17 protein-coding genes and 1 pseudogene are annotated in these 15,279 nt (G+C 68.9%); 6 read left to right on the plus strand and 12 right to left on the minus strand.

The genetic code is table 11. From position 1 onward, the window contains the following. Positions 1-2: 2 nt before the first annotated feature. Both ABSY19_RS13345 and ABSY19_RS13350 read right to left on the minus strand, forming a co-directional pair. Entirely contained in the window at positions 3-1,049 is a 1,047-nt protein-coding gene (locus ABSY19_RS13345; RefSeq protein WP_382163405.1) for an RNA methyltransferase, read from the minus strand. A gap of 24 nt (positions 1,050-1,073) precedes the next feature. Continuing rightward, complete coding sequence (locus ABSY19_RS13350; protein WP_382163407.1) at positions 1,074-1,979, minus strand: LysR family transcriptional regulator; 906 nt, start codon at positions 1,977-1,979, stop codon at positions 1,074-1,076. 87 nt (positions 1,980-2,066) lie between these two features. Here ABSY19_RS13350 and ABSY19_RS13355 point away from each other — a divergent pair, with 87 nt between their 5' ends. The 4 genes from ABSY19_RS13355 (at position 2,067) to ABSY19_RS13370 (ending at position 4,182) form a co-directional block, all read left to right on the plus strand. Beyond that, positions 2,067-2,942, plus strand: a complete 876-nt coding sequence (locus ABSY19_RS13355; protein WP_382163408.1) for a pirin family protein — start codon at positions 2,067-2,069, stop codon at positions 2,940-2,942. A gap of 128 nt (positions 2,943-3,070) precedes the next feature. Continuing rightward, the gene (locus ABSY19_RS13360; RefSeq protein WP_382163410.1) at positions 3,071-3,541 is read left to right on the plus strand and encodes a pirin family protein; all 471 of its coding nucleotides are present in this window, start codon (positions 3,071-3,073) and stop codon (positions 3,539-3,541) included. Then, positions 3,532-3,939, plus strand: a complete 408-nt coding sequence (locus ABSY19_RS13365) for a pirin family protein (protein ID WP_382163412.1) — start codon at positions 3,532-3,534, stop codon at positions 3,937-3,939. The genes ABSY19_RS13360 and ABSY19_RS13365 overlap by 10 nt, the downstream gene beginning before the upstream one ends. Before the next feature lie 30 nt (positions 3,940-3,969). Further along, positions 3,970-4,182, plus strand: coding sequence for an AbrB/MazE/SpoVT family DNA-binding domain-containing protein (locus ABSY19_RS13370; RefSeq protein ID WP_382163413.1), 213 nt, complete (start codon positions 3,970-3,972; stop codon positions 4,180-4,182). Between the two features lie 53 nt (positions 4,183-4,235). Here ABSY19_RS13370 and bla read toward each other — a convergent pair whose 3' ends face one another. Beyond that, a complete protein-coding gene (gene bla / locus ABSY19_RS13375; protein WP_382163415.1) occupies positions 4,236-5,102 on the minus strand; it encodes a class A beta-lactamase in 867 nt (288 codons plus the stop codon). Between the two features lie 103 nt (positions 5,103-5,205). On the opposite strand from bla, the gene ABSY19_RS13380 reads away from it, so the two are divergent. Continuing rightward, positions 5,206-6,078, plus strand: coding sequence for a LysR family transcriptional regulator (locus tag ABSY19_RS13380; RefSeq protein WP_382163417.1), 873 nt, complete (start codon positions 5,206-5,208; stop codon positions 6,076-6,078). 9 nt (positions 6,079-6,087) lie between these two features. On the opposite strand, the gene ABSY19_RS13385 is transcribed toward ABSY19_RS13380, so the two are convergent. From ABSY19_RS13385 to ABSY19_RS13415, 7 genes and pseudogenes are all read right to left on the minus strand, one after another. After that, positions 6,088-6,555 carry a DUF1348 family protein gene (locus ABSY19_RS13385; RefSeq protein ID WP_382163418.1) on the minus strand — a complete coding sequence of 156 codons (468 nt, stop codon included), beginning with the start codon at positions 6,553-6,555 and terminating at the stop codon, positions 6,088-6,090. Further along, a complete protein-coding gene (gene cynS, locus ABSY19_RS13390) occupies positions 6,555-6,998 on the minus strand; it encodes a cyanase (protein ID WP_382163420.1) in 444 nt (147 codons plus the stop codon). The genes ABSY19_RS13385 and cynS overlap by 1 nt, the downstream gene beginning before the upstream one ends. A gap of 130 nt (positions 6,999-7,128) precedes the next feature. Continuing rightward, complete coding sequence (locus tag ABSY19_RS13395; RefSeq protein WP_382163422.1) at positions 7,129-8,001, minus strand: ABC transporter ATP-binding protein; 873 nt, start codon at positions 7,999-8,001, stop codon at positions 7,129-7,131. Next, on the minus strand, positions 7,991-8,854 hold the full coding sequence (gene ntrB / locus ABSY19_RS13400; protein WP_382163424.1) for a nitrate ABC transporter permease: 864 nt from the start codon (positions 8,852-8,854) through the stop codon (positions 7,991-7,993). Before ntrB ends, ABSY19_RS13395 begins: the two co-directional genes overlap by 11 nt. A 2-nt stretch (positions 8,855-8,856) precedes the next feature. Further along, positions 8,857-10,274 (minus strand): annotated as a pseudogene (locus tag ABSY19_RS13405) (CmpA/NrtA family ABC transporter substrate-binding protein). A 145-nt stretch (positions 10,275-10,419) separates the two neighbouring features. Further along, complete coding sequence (locus ABSY19_RS13410; RefSeq protein WP_382163426.1) at positions 10,420-11,103, minus strand: response regulator; 684 nt, start codon at positions 11,101-11,103, stop codon at positions 10,420-10,422. Next, entirely contained in the window at positions 11,100-12,317 is a 1,218-nt protein-coding gene (locus ABSY19_RS13415) for a PAS domain S-box protein (protein ID WP_382163428.1), read from the minus strand. The genes ABSY19_RS13410 and ABSY19_RS13415 overlap by 4 nt, the downstream gene beginning before the upstream one ends. A 97-nt stretch (positions 12,318-12,414) precedes the next feature. Between ABSY19_RS13415 and ABSY19_RS13420 the strand changes: the two genes are divergently transcribed. After that, entirely contained in the window at positions 12,415-13,011 is a 597-nt protein-coding gene (locus ABSY19_RS13420; protein WP_382163430.1) for a cyclic nucleotide-binding domain-containing protein, read from the plus strand. Between the two features lie 4 nt (positions 13,012-13,015). On the opposite strand, the gene ABSY19_RS13425 is transcribed toward ABSY19_RS13420, so the two are convergent. Then, positions 13,016-13,963: a TerC family protein gene (locus tag ABSY19_RS13425; protein WP_382163432.1), complete on the minus strand. Its 948-nt coding sequence runs from the start codon at positions 13,961-13,963 to the stop codon at positions 13,016-13,018. Positions 13,964-14,179: 216 nt separating this feature from the next. Beyond that, positions 14,180-15,226, minus strand: coding sequence for a homocysteine S-methyltransferase family protein (locus ABSY19_RS13430; RefSeq protein WP_382163434.1), 1,047 nt, complete (start codon positions 15,224-15,226; stop codon positions 14,180-14,182). Between the last annotated feature and the right edge of the window lie 53 nt (positions 15,227-15,279).

Here is a 15,279-nt window from a genome sequence, read left to right on the forward strand (position 1 = left end):
TCTCAGGCGCTGGGGGTGCCTTGCGCGCGCAGCGGGATCGTGCGGCGCGCGGGTTTTTCTGCCCGCGCGCGCAGCTGGCCGCAGCCGCCTTCCACATCCTGCCCGGCCGACTGCCGCAGCTTGGTGAGGATGCCGCGCCGGTGCAGGCGGCGCGCGATCTCGGCCGCCTGGGCCCAGCTCGGGCGCCGGTACGGCAGGTCGTCCACCGTGTTGTACGGGATCATGTTGAGGATGGCGTACTTGCCGTGCAACAGCCGCACGATGCCCTCGATCTCGTCGTCGCCGTCGTTGATGCCTTCGAGCAGCGTCCACTGGTATTGAATGGGGTAGCCGGTGGCGCGCGCGTAGCGCTCGCCCGCGTCCACCAGTGCCTCGGGCGCAAGGCGAGGCGCGCGCGGCAGCAGCTGCTCGCGCAGATCGGCCTTGGTGGTGTGCAGCGAGAGCGCCAGCGCGGGCTTCACCCGGCCCTGCGGCAAGGCCTCGAACACGCGCGGGTCGCCCACGGTGGAGAACACCAGGTTCTTGTGGCCGATGTTGCCCACGGTGCCCAGCAGGTCGATGGCTTCGAGCACGTTGTCCAGGTTGTGCGCGGGCTCGCCCATGCCCATGAACACCACCTTCTTCACCACGCGGCGCGTGCGCGCCAGCGCCACCTGCGCCACGATCTCGGCGCTGCCGACCTGGCGCACCAGGCCGCCCTGGCCCGTCATGCAGAACACGCAGCCCACCGCGCAACCCACCTGGGTCGACACGCACAGGCCGTCGCGCGGCAGCAGCACGCTCTCCACGGTCTGGCCGTCGGCCAGCGCCACCAGCAGGCGCGCCGAACCGTCCTCGCCCGGGTGTTCGGAGCGCAGCACCGCCAGGCCCGAGAGCTCCTCGGCCAGCGCCGGCAAGGCCGCCACCAGCGTGGCGGGCAGGAAATGCCCGACCTGGCGCCGGCCCGCGTCCTGCGGCAGGGCCTGCGACCACAGGCGCAGCACGCGCTGCTCGTGGCGGGGGTTGGCGCCGAGCGCGCGCAGGCGTTGGCGGAGGTCTTCGATGCGCATGGGACGAGTAGCTTAGCGCCGGGCTCAGCGCTCGAACAGGGCCGCGAGCTGGGGCCCGACCTCGTCGATGAAGTGGCGCAGCTTGGCCGGCACGAAGCGCTGGCTCGGGTAGACAAGGTGAATGGGGTCGGTGCGCGCGTGCCAGCCCGGCAGCAGCGGCACCAGCTGGCCGTGATCGACCTCGCGCCGGCACACGTAGTCGGGCAGCAAGGCCACGCCCTGGGCGTCGAGCGCGAGGCGGCGGATCAGCCGCATGTCGTTGGCGGCGAAGGCGCTGCGCAGCGGCACCTGCACCCGGGCCTTGCCGCGTGAAAGCGTCCAGCTGTCGCGCCCGAGCGGGCTGAAACACAGGGCAGCGTGCTGCGCGAGGTCTTTCGGTGTGCGCAGCGCGGGCGCGCGCGCCAGGTAGTCCGGGTGCGCAAAGGGCGCCCAGCGCGCTTCACCGATCCGGCGCGCCACCAGACTCGAATCGGCCAGCTCGCCCGCGCGCAGCGCCAGGTCCAGACCCTGCTCCACCAGGTCGAGTCGGGCGTCGGAAAACACCAGCTCCACCGCCACCCCGGGGTGGCGCGCGCGGTAGCCGCTCAGGATGCCCAGCAGCTGCTCGTCGCCCATGTCGATCGGCAGCGTGATGCGCAGCAGGCCCTGGGCCTCGTGTTTGCCGGCGTCGAGCTGGGCCTCGGCCTGCAGGATCTCGTCCAGCCCACGCGAGGCCTGGCGCAGGTAGGCCTGGCCGGCCTCGGTCAGGCGCAGCCGGCGCGTGGTGCGCTGCAGCAGCGTGACGCCCAGGCGCTGTTCCAGCCGCGACACGCGCACGCTCAGCGTGGACGTGGGCATGCCCATGAGCCGCGCGGCGGCGCTGAAACCGCCGGCCTGGGCCACGCGCACGAACACCAGGGTGTCGTTCAGGTCGGGGTGCTGATTGTTCATCTCATTGAAAAATGATTTGCGATCTTACCGGCTTATCAAGGGAACGCCAGCCCGGTACAGTGCTCCTTCATACAGGAGAACACCCCCATGAAAACCGTTTCTTTCATCCAACGCAGCGCCGGCGGCCACTGGGTCGGCGACGGCTTTCCGGTGCGCAGCATCTTTTCGTACAACGGCGCGGCGGAGCGCTTCTCGCCCTTCCTGCTGCTGGACTACGGCGGCCCCACGAAATTCGAGCCCACCACGAAGCGCCGGGGCGTGGGCCAGCACCCGCACCGCGGCTTCGAGACCGTGACCATCGTCTACGACGGCGAGGTCTCGCACAGCGACTCCAGCGGCGGCGGCGGCACCATCGGCCCCGGCGAGGTGCAGTGGATGACGGCCGCCTCGGGCATCGTGCACGAGGAGTACCACGGCGAGCACTTCGCGAAACAGGGCGGCCCGTTCGAGATGGTGCAGCTCTGGGTGAACCTGCCCGCGCGCGACAAGATGGCCGCGCCGGGTTACCAGGGCATCACGCGCGATCAGATTCCGCAGATCGACCTGCCCGATGGGGCCGGCACGGCGCGCGTGATCGCGGGCGAACTGCTGGGCACGCAAGGCCCGGCCCGCACCTTCACGCCCATGCAGGTCTGGGACCTGCGGCTGAAAGCCGGCCACACCGTGACGCTGCCGGCCGCCGAAGGCCACACCACCGCGCCCTTCGTGCTGCGCGGCCGGCTGCGCCTGGCCGACGGCAAGGAAGTGAGCGCCGCGCAGATGGCCGTGCATTCGCGCGACGGGCAGGACGTGAGCTTCGAGGTGCTGGAAGACGCCACCGTGCTCTGGCTGGCCGGCGAACCGATCGACGAGCCCATCGTGGGGTATGGTCCGTTCGTGATGAACAGCGAGGCCGAGATCCACCAGGCCTTCGCCGACTTCCAGTCTGGAAAAATGGGGCGGATTGCGGGTGTCACGGCCTGAGAACGACGCAAACGCTGAATGAAGCAACCTCATCCCAGAGACACCGCCGGGCCGGCTTCGCAGGACGGCTGGTGTCGCCCCCTTGAGGGGGTGGCGCGAAGCGCCGCGGGGGTGTTTTGGAGAACAACATGCTTGAGATGGTGATCACCGCCCGCGAGGCCGACCTGGGCCACGGCCTGAAAGTGCGGCGCGTGCTGCCCTACGCGAAGCGCCGCATGGTCGGCCCGTGGATCTTCGTGGACCACGCCGGGCCGGTGACGCTGGCGGCCGAGGACACGCGCGCGGCCGATGTGCGGCCGCACCCGCACATCGGCCTGTCCACCGTGAGCTACCTGCTCAGCGGCCAGGTCTCGCACCAGGACAGCCTGGGCGTGCACCAGCTCATCAACCCGGGCGACGTGAACTGGATGACGGCCGGGCGCGGCATCTCGCACTCCGAGCGCTTCAAGCACCCGGACTCCTTCGCCGGTGGCGGGCTCGAGCTCATGCAGCTGTGGGTGGCGCTGCCCGAGGCCGATGAGGAGACGGAACCGGCCTTCACCCACTACCCCGCCGCCGGCCTGCCGGTGCGCGACGAAGGGGGGTGTGGATGCGCCTGATCGCGGGCGAGGCCTACGGCATGAAGAGCCCGGTGCGCACGCACTCGCCGCTGTTCTACCTGCACACCGAGTGGCAACCGGGTGCGCGCCTGGCCCTGCCGGGCGGCCACCGCGAACAGGCGGCCTATGTGGCGCGTGGTGAAGTGGAATACGGCGGCCAGACCTACGTGACGGGCCAGCTGCTGGTGTTCGGCGACGACACCGACGCCGTGATCACCGCGCACACCAAGAGCACGCTGATGATCTTCGGTGGTGAGCCCCTGGGCGAGCGCCACATCTTCTGGAACTTCGTGTCCTCGCGCAAGGAGCGCATCGAGCAGGCCAAAGCCGACTGGGCGGCGGGTCGCATCCCGCTGCCGCCGGAGGACAACCAGGAATGGATCCCGCTGCCGGGGTAGCCAGGTCAAGTGATGTAGCCGAGCCCCTACATGCCTGTCTTCAACCCTCTTTCCAGAGAGATCCAGATCTCCATCCCCAGGGCCGTTCTCGAACAGTTGCGCTGGGAAGCTGGTCAGGAATTGGTGCTTATCCCCAAGGGCAAAGGCCTGATGGTCATGCCCGCGCCGAAGCTTCAGGAGCTCGCTGACATCGCCGGGGGCGCTGACACCGAAGGCTACCGCGATCGCAAGGACCGGTACTGATGGCGGGAGTACTGCGGGTTGGCAACAACTCAGCATGAATCAATGAGGCGCCGTCACAGCCGCGCCAGCAACCGCCCCACACTCGCCAGCGCCGCCTCCCGCGTCGCGCCGTCGGTGGCGCTCTCGGCGAGGTAGGCGGTCACGATCACCGGCGCGCGCTGCGGCGGGAAGGCGATGCCGATGTCGTTGGCGTCGTCGCCGGCGGTGCCGGTCTTCTCACCGATGCGCCAGCCCGCCGGCAGCCCGGCCCGCAGGCGCTTGCCGCCGGTGGTGTTGGCCAGCAGCCATTGCAGCAGCCGCGCGCGCGAGGCCGGCGCCAGCGCGTCGCCCACCAGCAGCGCGCGCAGCGTGTGCGCCATGGCGCGCGGCGTGGTGGTGTCCCAGGGCTCTCCACTCGCGGCGCGGCGATTCAGCTCGGGCTCGGTGCGGTCCAGCCGGGTCACGCGGTCGCCGAGGCGGCGCGCGTAGGCGGTGAGCGCGCCCGGACCGCCGTAGCTGGCCAGGATGAGGTTGGCGGCGGTGTTGTCGCTGGTGGTGATGGTGGCTTCGCACAGCTGCGCCAGGCTCAGGCCCTCGCCACCCACGTGGCGTTCGGTCACGGGTGACCACGACACGAGGTCCTGCCGGCGGTAACGGATGCGCCGCTCCAGCGATTCCTCGCCCCGGTCCGCCCGGTCCAGCACCAGCGCGCTGGCCAGCAGCTTGAACGAACTGAGCATCAGAAAGCGCTCGTCCGCGCGCCAGCCGTGTTCGCGCCCGGTGGCGGTGTCGATGAGGTGCACGCCCAGGCGGCCCCGGGCGGTGGCCTCGATGTCGCGCAGGGCGTCCTGCAGCGCGCCGGTGTCGGCCCAAGTATTTCCGTGGATCAGGCCCAGCAGGGTGGCGCCGGAGGCCAGGCAGAAGGTGCGTCGGTCGGTCATGGTGGTTCCTCTTGAATCAGGCCTGCATCGTAGGCAGGACGGCCATCCCGTTCAAACGGGAATAATCGAGGCCACACCACGGAAAAACTTGGGGATTAAAGCGATGGACCTGCCACTCAACGCCCTGCGCGCCTTCGAGGTGTCGGCGCGCCACCTGAGTTTCACGCGCGCCGCGCAGGAACTCAACCTCACGCAGACCGCCGTGAGCCAGCATGTGAAAAACCTGGAGCAGCGCCTGGGCAAGCCGCTGTTCCGGCGCGTGCCGCGCGGCCTGGCGCTGACCGACGAGGGCCTGGCCCTGCTGCCCACGCTGGTGGACGCGTTCGCGCGCGTCTCGGCCACGCTGGAGAGCTTCAAGGGCGCGCACAAGCGCGAGGTGCTGTCGGTGGGTGCGGTGGGCACCTTCGCGGTGGGCTGGCTGCTGCCGCGCCTGCGCGACTTCCAGACGCGCCACCCCTTCGTGGAGCTGCGGCTGTTCACGCACAACAACCGCATCGACCTCGCGGCCGAGGGCCTGGACTGCGCGATCCGCTACGGCGACGGCCAGTGGCCCGGCCTGCAGACGCGGCACCTGCTGGCCGCGCCGCTGGCACCGGTGGGCGCGCCGGCCCTGGCGCACCGCATCCGCGCGGTGGCCGACCTGGGGCGCGAGACGCTGCTGCGCTCCTATCGCTCGGACGAGTGGGCGCAGTGGTTCGAGGCGGTGGGCGGGCGCGCGCCCCTGCTCACCGGGCCGATGTTCGACTCTTCGCTGGTGCTGGCCGATGCCGCCGCCCAGGGCGCGGGCGTGGCCCTGCTGCCGGTGTCGCTGTTCAGCCGCGACCTGCAGAGCGGGCGGCTGGTGCGCCTGTTCGAGGCCGAGGTGGACGTGGGCGGCTACTGGCTCACGCGCCTGAAGACGCGGCGCAAGAGCGCGGCCATGAAAGCGTTCCAGGACTGGCTGGAGCTGCAGGCCCCCGGAACACCCGCGGCCTGAGGGCCGCGCTCACAGCCCGAGCGCGCTCAGCCCCGGGTGGTCGTCGGGCCGTCGGCCGAGCGGCCAGTGGAACAGCCGCTCGCTCTCGTGGATCGGCCGGTCGTTGATGCTGGCGTGGCGCTGCTCCATGTAGCCTTCGGCGGTGAACTGCCAGTTCTCGTTGCCGTGCGAGCGGAACCAGTGGCCCGAGTCGTCGCGCCATTCGTAGACGAAGCGCACCGCGATGCGGTTCGCCTCGAAGGCCCACAGCTCCTTGATGAGCCGGTAGTCCAGCTCCTTCGCCCACTTGCGCGTCAGGAAGGCGTGCACCGCGTCGCGGCCCACCGGGAACTCGGCGCGGTTGCGCCAGCGCGTGTCCTCGGTGTAGACCTTCACGACGCGGTCGGGGTCGCGCGAATTCCACGCGTCCTCGGCCAGGCGCACCTTCTCGGTGGCCGACTCGCGCGTGAACGGCGGCAGCGGTGGGCGCGGCTCCATCAGTACTGCTTGTAGGGCAGGAACTTGCCCGAGAGGACGACGTTGACGCGGTCGCCTTTCGGATCGGCCTGGCGCTCGATGTCCATGCTGAAGTCGATCGCGCTCATGATGCCGTCGCCGAACTCTTCGTGGATCAGCTCCTTGATGGTGGTGCCATAGACACTGACGATCTCGTACCAGCGGTAGATCAGCGGATCGGTCGGCACGGGCGTGGGCAGCGAGCCCTTGTAGGGCACGACCTGCAGCCACTTCTGCTCTTCCATCGAGAGCCCGAAGATCTTGCCCACCACCTTGGCCTGGGCGGGCGAGGCGGTCATCTGGCCCAGGCACAGCGCCGTGGTCCATTCCTTGGACTGGCCCACCTTCTTGGCCACGTCGGCCCAGCTGATGCCTTTGGACACCTTGGTGGAAATGATCTTTTCGGTGACGTCGAGTCGGTTCATGGGTTGCCTCTTGTTGATGAAACGGTTGAGTGAAAGGGTTCAATCCAGGGACACCGCGGGTCCGGCTCCGCCGGCCCCAGGTGTCGCCCCCCTCTCTGAGGGGGGAGGCGCCGAAGGCGACGCGGGGGGTTCAATGGGCTCGCGCACGCGAGACCAAGAAGTCCACGATGTGGTTGCGCAGGTCGTAGTAACCGTCGAGGTGGTGCAGCTGCGCGCGCGTGCGGCTGCGCGGCAGCGGGTTGACCACCACCTCGGCCATGCCGCCGGGCACGTAGCCGTTGGCGCCTTCGCTGCCGTTGCTCATGAGCAGGATGCGGTCGGCCAGCAGGATGGCCTCGTCCACGTCGTGCGTGATCATGAAGACGGTCTGCCGCGTTTCGCGCACGATGCCCATGAGCTCGTCCTGGATGGTGCCGCGCGTGAGCGCGTCCAGCGCGCCGAAGGGCTCGTCGAGCAGCAGCATCTTGGGCTGGATGGCGAAGGCGCGCGCGATGCCCACGCGCTGCTTCATGCCGCCCGAGAGCTGGCTGGGCTTCTTGTCGATGGCCGGGCTCAGGCCCACGAGCGCGACGAACTTTTCGACGTGGGCGTTGAGGTCGGCGCGCGGCATATCAGGCCAGCGCGACTTCACCGCGAACGCGATGTTCTGCCGCACCGTGAGCCAGGGCATGAGCGCGTGGCTCTGGAACACCACGCCGCGCTCCAGGCTGGGGCCGGCGATCTCGCGGCCGTCCATGAAGCAGTGGCCCGAGCTCGCGGTGTCCAGGCCCGCGAGCACGTTGAGGATGGTGGTCTTGCCGCAGCCGCTGTGGCCGATGATGCAGACGAACTCGCCCTTGTCGATGGCGAAGGAGACATCGGCGAACACCGGCTTGTCGGCCTGGTAGGCCTTGGCGAGGTTTTCAACCTGGAGGAAACCGGTCATCTTGGGGGCTTTCGTTGGGGCCGGTGCGGCGGGCTGGGCGGCCACCGCGCCTTCGCGCACGCTGGACTCACTCCACATAGGTCACCGCCTTCTGGAGCTGGGCGAACATCAGGTCGAGCAGCATGCCGACCACGCCGATGAGCAGCACGGCGAAGATCACGTTGGTGAGCGAGAGGTTGTTCCACTCGTTCCACACGAAGTAGCCCACGCCGGTGCCGCCGACCAGCATCTCGGCGGCCACGATGACCAGCCAGGCGATGCCCATGCTGATGCGCATGCCGGTGAGGATGGTGGGCGCGGCCGCCGGCAGGATCACCTGGAAGGCCTTGCGGATCGGGTTGACCTCCAGCGTGCTGGCCACGTTGAGCCACTCGCGCTTGACCGAGGCCACACCGAAGGCGGTGTTGATCAGCATGGGCCAGACCGAGCAGATGAAGATGACGAAGATGCCGCTGACGTCCGAGTCCTTGAGCGTGTAGAGCGCCAGCGGCATCCAGGCCAGCGGGCTGATGGGTTTGAGCACCTGCACGAAGGGGTCGAAGGCCTTGCGCATCAGCGGCGACATGCCGATGAGAAAGCCCAGCGGGATGGCCACGGCCATGGCCAGCACGAAGCCCAGGCCCACGCGCGCCAGCGAGTGCGCGAGCTGGATGCCGATGCCCTTGTCGTTCGGGCCCTTGTCGTAGAACGGGTCGGCCAGTTGGGCCCAGCTCGCCTTCGCCACCTCGATCGGCGGCGGGAAGCCGGTGCTCTTGGCCGCGCCGGGGTCCTTGCCCATCATCTTGGCGTATTCGATTTCCTCGGCCGTCATGCCGGCCGAGGAACCGCCGATGCTGGGCCCGCTGGTGGAGAGCTGCCAGGCGCCGATGAAAACGGCGAACAGCAGCAGGGAGACCAGCGCGGCGCGCAGGTTGAGACTGGCGACTTTCATATTCAGGCCGCCTTCTGGATCGCGAAGCTCTTCAGGTACTCGGCGGGTTTGGCCGGGTCGAACACCTTGCCCATGATGGTGTGCTTGGCATAACCCGGGCCGGCCGCGAAGGGCTGGCCGAGTTCCTTCATGTGCTTGCGCGCGTCGGTGATGAGGAATACCTTCTCGGCGATCTGCTGGTAGTTCACCTCGCCCTTGATGTAGCCCCAGCGCTGCATCTGCGTGAGCATCCACACCGCCATGCTCTGCCAGGGCATGGGGTCGAAGTCGGCGCGGTCGGGCACGGTCTGGATCTTGCCCAGGCCGTCGGCGAAGCGGCCGGTAAGCACCTGCGTGAGCACGGCCTCGGGCTGGTTGAGGTACTGGCTGGGCGCGATCACCTTGGCGATGAGTTCGCGGTTCTTCGGGTCGCGCGCCATGGCGGCCGAGGTGAGCACCGCGCGGTAGAGCGCGGCGAAGGTGTTGGGGTTCTTCTGGATGAACTCGGTGCTGGTGCCGAAGGCGCAGCAGGGGTGGCCGTTCCAGAGGTCCTTGGTCAGCACATGGATGAAGCCGACCTCGTCGAACACCGCGCGCTGGTTGAAGGGTCGGGGCCGAGGAAGCCGTCGATGTTGCCCGCGCGCAGGTTGGCCACCATCTCGGCCGGCGGGATCACGCGCAATTGCACGTCGGTGTCCGGGTTCAGACCGTTTTCGGCCAGGTAGTAGCGCAGCAGGAAGTTGTGCATCGAGTAGTCGAACGGGATGCCGAACTTGAAGCCCTTCCAGTTCTTCGGATCGCGGTTGTCCTTGTGCTTGAGCGCGAGCGTGATGGCCTGGCCGTTGATGTTCTGCACCGTGGCCACGTTCATGGGCGTGGCGTTGCTGCCCAGGCCGAGCGAGATGGCCAGCGGCATGGGCGAGAGGAAGTGCGAGGCGTCGTACTCCTTGTTGATCATCTTGTCGCGCACCAGGGCCCAGCCCGCCGTCTTGGTGACTTCGACGTTGAGGCCCTGCTTGCTGTAGAAGCCCAGCGGGTGGGCCATGATCAGCGGCGTGGCGCAGGTGATGGGGATGAAGCCGACCTTGAGGTTGGTCTTCTCCAGCGTGCCTTTCTTGGTGCCGGCCTCCTGCGCCAGGGCTTGCAGGCTGGTCACCGGCAGCACGCTGGCGATGGCGGCCATGGCCGTGCCCTTGCCCACCGCGCGCAGGAAGCGGCGGCGCACCTCGTCCTGCGGGAACAGCGCCTTGACCAGGGTGGCCTCGATGAACTCGTTGCTGTAGGCCTCGAACTCGGCGGTCTCGCTGCGCCGGCGCAGCTCGATGGCGGCGCTGTCGGCGGCCACCTCGGCGTGGTGGTCGGCCACGGTGTGCTCGCGCCCGCAGCTGCACTTCATCATGAGCGGACGATCGGCGTTGTAGGGATCGAAGAAGTCGGACATGGCGCACCTCGTGTGTTGAAGACGAGGGGCTCTTTGCAAGCACCGGGCCAGAAGCCGGGTGCCGCGCGCTGCGTGGCGCAAGTCGTGCCGCGCCGACCGACGCGGTGTAGGGCCAGCCCTACAAAACGCGGCCTTTCAGGCGATCTCAGGCGCTTTTGGGCGCGCGCGCGTGGCGTTCGGCGTAGAGCGCGAGTTCCACGTCGTTCTTCGCGCCGGTCTTCTCGAGCACGCGCGCACGGTAAGTGCTCACGGTGTTGGGCGCCAGGCCGAGCTGTGCACCAATTTCGCTCACGGTGCGGCCCTGGGTGAGCAGGCGGTAGACCTGGTACTCGCGGTGCGAGAGTGCCTCGGGCCCGCCCTGCGCGCCCGCGCTGCCCACGGCGGCGGCCAGCGCCTCGGCCGTGGCCTGGCTCACGAACACCGCGCCGCCGGCGGCCTTGCGCACGGCGGCAAGCATGTCGTCGGGGTCGGCGCTCTTGTTCAGGTAGCCGCAGGCACCCAGGCGGATGCAGCGCACCGCGTACTGCTTCTCGGGGTAGGTGCTGAGCATGAGCACCGGCAGGCGCGGGTGCTCGCGCTTGATGGCCTGCAGCACGTCCAGCCCGTCGAGCCCGGGCATGGCGATGTCGAGCAGCACCAGGTCCAGCCCCAGGCTGCCGCCGAGCTCGCGCACCTGCGCCAGCACGTCCGGCCCGGTCTGGGCCTCGGCCACCACCTGCACGTCGGGCGCATCGGCCAGGATCTGCTTGAGCCCTTCGCGCACGATGCGGTGGTCGTCGCCGATCAGCACGCGGATGGTCTCGGCCAGCAGGTCGAAAGAGGTGTTCATGTCTGTGCCTGTGTCTCCGGGAGCAGTGTCACCGTCAGGCACATGCGGGTGCCCTGGCCTAGTGCGCTCTCTATTTGAATATCGCCACCGAAATGGCGCGCCCGCTCGCGCATGCCCATCACGCCATAGGCATTCGCGGCCTCGAAGGCCTGCGGCGGCGCACCCACGCCATTGTCTTGCACGGTCAGCTGCAAGGCAGTCCCCCGCACGACGATGTGGACACCCAGGCGGTCGGCGTGCGCGTGGCGCCCGACGTTGCTGAGCATCTCCTGGAAGATGCGGAACACCGCCATGGCCAGGGGTTCGGGCGGCTCGGGGGCCTCGGCCACGGCCAGGTGCCAGTCCAGCGCCAGCTCGGCCGACTGCACGAATTCCTGCGCCTGCCACTCCAGCGCGGCCCACAGGCCCTGGTGGTCCAGGATGCTGGGGCGCAGGTCGGTGATGATGCGGCCGACGTTGTCCACCGCGGTCTCGATCAGCCGGCTCATGTTCTGGCACTTGCAGCGCATGCGCTCGCGCATGTCGTGCGCGGCGTCGGCGCTGCGCTGCTCCTGCTCGGACAGGCGCTTGTCCATCCAGTTCACGTCCATCTTGAGCGCCACCAGCAGGCTGCCGAGCTCGTCGTGCACCTCGCGCGCGATGCGGGTGCGCTCGTCCTCGCGCACGGTTTCCGAGCGGGCGGCCAGTTCACGCACCTGTTTCAATGCGGTAGCCAGCGCGAGCGTGCGCTCACCCACTCGCTCTTCCAGCTGGTCCTTGGCGCGCCGCAGGGCGTCGGCGGCGCGCTTGCGCTCGGTGATGTCGACGAAGGTGACGACCGCGCCGCGCACCTCGCCGCCGTCCACGATGGGGTGGCTGGAGTACTCCACCGGGAAGCTGCTGCCGTCGCGGCGCCAGAACACCTCGCTGTCGATGCGGCAGGGCAGGCCCTGGCGGAAGGCGTTGAAGATCGGGCAGTCCTCCACCGGGTAGTGCGCACCATCGGCGTGCGAGTGGTGGGTGAGGTCGTGCATGTTGGAGCCCAGCAGCTCGGCCGGCTCGAAGCCGATCATGCGGGCCCCGGCGTGGTTGATGAACACGCACAGGCCGTCGAGGTCCACGCCGAACACCCCCTCCCCGGTGGAGGCCAGCAGCAGCGCGAGCGGGTCGCGCCAGGCGCCGGTGGTGGCGGGCGCTTCGGGCCGGCTGACGAGGTGGTTGGCGTCCAGGTGCATGGGCCTTACCCAAGCAATCGATGTGCCAAAGCGGTGCATGGCGCCAGAAGGCACGACAATCGCTTGGTTTGCCCACCCCGCCCACCCGTCACCCGCCATGGCCTTGTTCAACACCCTGTTCGGCGCGCGCCCCGCCAACGAGCGCCGCGCCCGCGCGAGCGCTTCGGGCACGGCCCGGCGCGCGGCGGAGCTGCTGCGCTCGGCCAACGCGCTGATCCAGCTCAGCGAGCGCGAGGCGCTCACGGTGGTGGCCTACATGGAGGTGCGGCGCTGCGCCGAGGGCGAGGCCATCATCCGCCAGGGCGACAGCGGGGGCAGCGGTGACGACGGCTTCATGGCGCTGGTGGTGGAAGGCGAGGTCACGGTCGAGGCGCTCAACGTGAGCCGCGTCGACGCCCAGACCGTCAACGTGCTCGGCCCCGGCCACCTGATGGGCGAGATGTCGCTGATGGACGGCGCGGCGCGCTCGGCCACCTGCACCGCCAGCACCGAGGTGCGCTGCGCGGTGCTCACGCGCGATGCGCTGGAGGCGCTGATCGCCGAAGAGCCCGCCACCGCCGCCAAGCTGCTCAGCGCCGTGGCGCTGCGCCTGAGCCGGCGCCTGCGCGAGGCCGACAGCAAGCTGCAGCTCTACAGCCAGCTGGTGTTCTCCATGCAGCAGGAGATCGACCGGCTGGTGCCCGACCTGGACTGACGCGTCAGGCCTTCGCGGTGCGCGCGCTCCAGAGCATGGTGACGGCCAGGATGGACAGCACCACGCCCAGCGCCACCGCGACCGGGATCTTGTAGATGTCGATCAGCAGCATCTTGGTGCCGATGAAGACCAGGATCAGCGCCAGCCCGTAGTTGAGCAGGTGAAAGCGGCTCGCCGCGGCCTGCAGCAGGAAGAACATGGCGCGCAGGCCCAGGATGGCGAACACGTTGCTGGTCAGCACGATGAACGGGTCGCGCGTGACCGCGAAGATGGCCGGGATGGAGTCGACCGCGAAGATCACGTCGGTGAAGCCGACCAGGCAGATCACCATGAGCAGCGGCGTGGCGATGCGCTTGCCGTTCTCCACGGTGAAGAACTTCTCGCCGTCAAAACCCTTGCTCACGGGCAGCACGCGGCGCAGCAGCTTCAGCGCGGGGTTCTCGTCCAGGCTGGGCTCCTGGCCGGCGGCCCACCACATCTTCACGCCCGTGAGCACCAGGAAGGCGCCGAACACGTAGAGGATCCAGTGGAACTGCGCCAGCAGCCAGCCGCCCACCAGGATCATCACGGTGCGCAGCACGATCGCGCCCAGGATGCCGATCATGAGCACGCGTTTCTGGAACGCCGCCGGCACGGCGAAGTAGCTGAAGATCAGCAGGAAGACGAAGATGTTGTCGACCGCCAGGCTCTTCTCGATCAGGTAGCCGGTGAGGAATTCGAGCGACTTCTCGGTCGCGATCGCGCTCGAACCGGTGCTGTCTTTCACGGCCCACCAGAACAGGCCGTTGAAGAGCAGGCTGAGCGCCACCCAGGCGAACGACCAGTTCAGCGCCTCCTTCACGCCCACGGCGTGCGAGCCCTGCTTCTTGAGCACGACGAAATCCACGAACAGAGCCGCCACGACGAACACGACGAAGACGACCCACAGCCACAGCGGGGCAATGCTTTCCATTGAAAAACCTCAGGTTGGTGTTGAACAAACACCCCAAGGTCTTGTCACCACCGCGCGTGGCGCGGCTCTGGATTCCCGGTGGCCCGCAGGCCACGTAATGACGGAAACCCCGCCCACCGAGGCCCGGCTGGACGCCGGGTGGTGGACTGACTACTCCCCTTGAAGGGAACGGCGATTATGCACGAGGTCCTTCCAACCCCGCGCCGCCGTGGGGCTTCAGGCCGCTTCCTTGTAGAAGAAGTCGCGCCGCACGCTGCGCGGCGCCATGGGCTCCACGCTCAGGCGGATCGCCTCGATGTGCTGCGGCGTGGTGCCGCAGCAGCCGCCCACGATGTTGACCAGACCTTCGGCCGCGAACTCGCGCAGCAGGCGGCTGGTGTCGCCCGGCGTCTCGTCGAAGCCGGTGTCGCTCATGGGGTTGGGCAGGCCGGCGTTGGGGTAGCAGCTGATGAAGGTGTCGCCCGCGGCCTTGGCCAGTTCCTGGATGTAGGGGCGCATCAGCGCCGCGCCCAGCGCGCAGTTCAGGCCCACGGCCAGCGGCTGCAGGTGGCGCACGCTGGCCCAGAAGGCGGTCACGGTCTGGCCGCTGAGGATGCGGCCGGAGGCGTCGGTCACGGTGCCGCTGATGATCAGCGGCAGGCGCTGGCCCGACTGTTCGAAGAACTCGTCCACCGCGAACAGCGCGGCCTTGGCGTTGAGCGTGTCGAAGATGGTCTCGACCAGCAGCACGTCGGCCCCGCCTTCGACCAGGGCCTCGATCTGCTCCAGGTAGGCCGCGCGCAGCTGCTCGAAGGTGACGTTGCGCGCGCCGGCGTCGTTCACGTCGGGGCTGATGCTCGCGGTCTTGGGCGTGGGGCCCAGGGCGCCGGCCACGAAGCGCGGCTTGTCGGGCGTGCTGAACTTGTCGCAGGCCTCGCGGGCCAGGCGGGCCGAGGCCAGGTTCATCTCGCGCGCGAGGTGGCCCATCTCGTAGTCGTCCTGCGCGATGGTGGTGGCGCCGAAGGTGTTGGTCTCGATCAGGTCGGCGCCGGCGGCGAGGTAACCCTCGTGGATGTCGCGGATCACGTCCGGGCGCGTGAGGCTGAGCAGCTCGTTGTTGCCCTTGACGTCCTTGTGGAAGTCCTTGAAACGCTCGCCCCGGTACTCGACCTCACCCAGCTTGAAGCGCTGGATCATGGTGCCCATGGCGCCGTCGAGGATGGCGATGCGGTGCTTCAGGATCTCGGGCAGCGCCTGGGCGCGGGTGTAGGCAGGGGCGTTCATGCCCTGGATTGTAGGTAGGCTCCCAGGCCCAGGGCCCGCGGTCATCCGGGCGG

Origin of the sequence: Hydrogenophaga sp. ANAO-22 (assembly GCF_042466645.1) — a bacterium.
Classification (GTDB): Bacteria; Pseudomonadota; Gammaproteobacteria; order Burkholderiales; family Burkholderiaceae_C; genus Hydrogenophaga.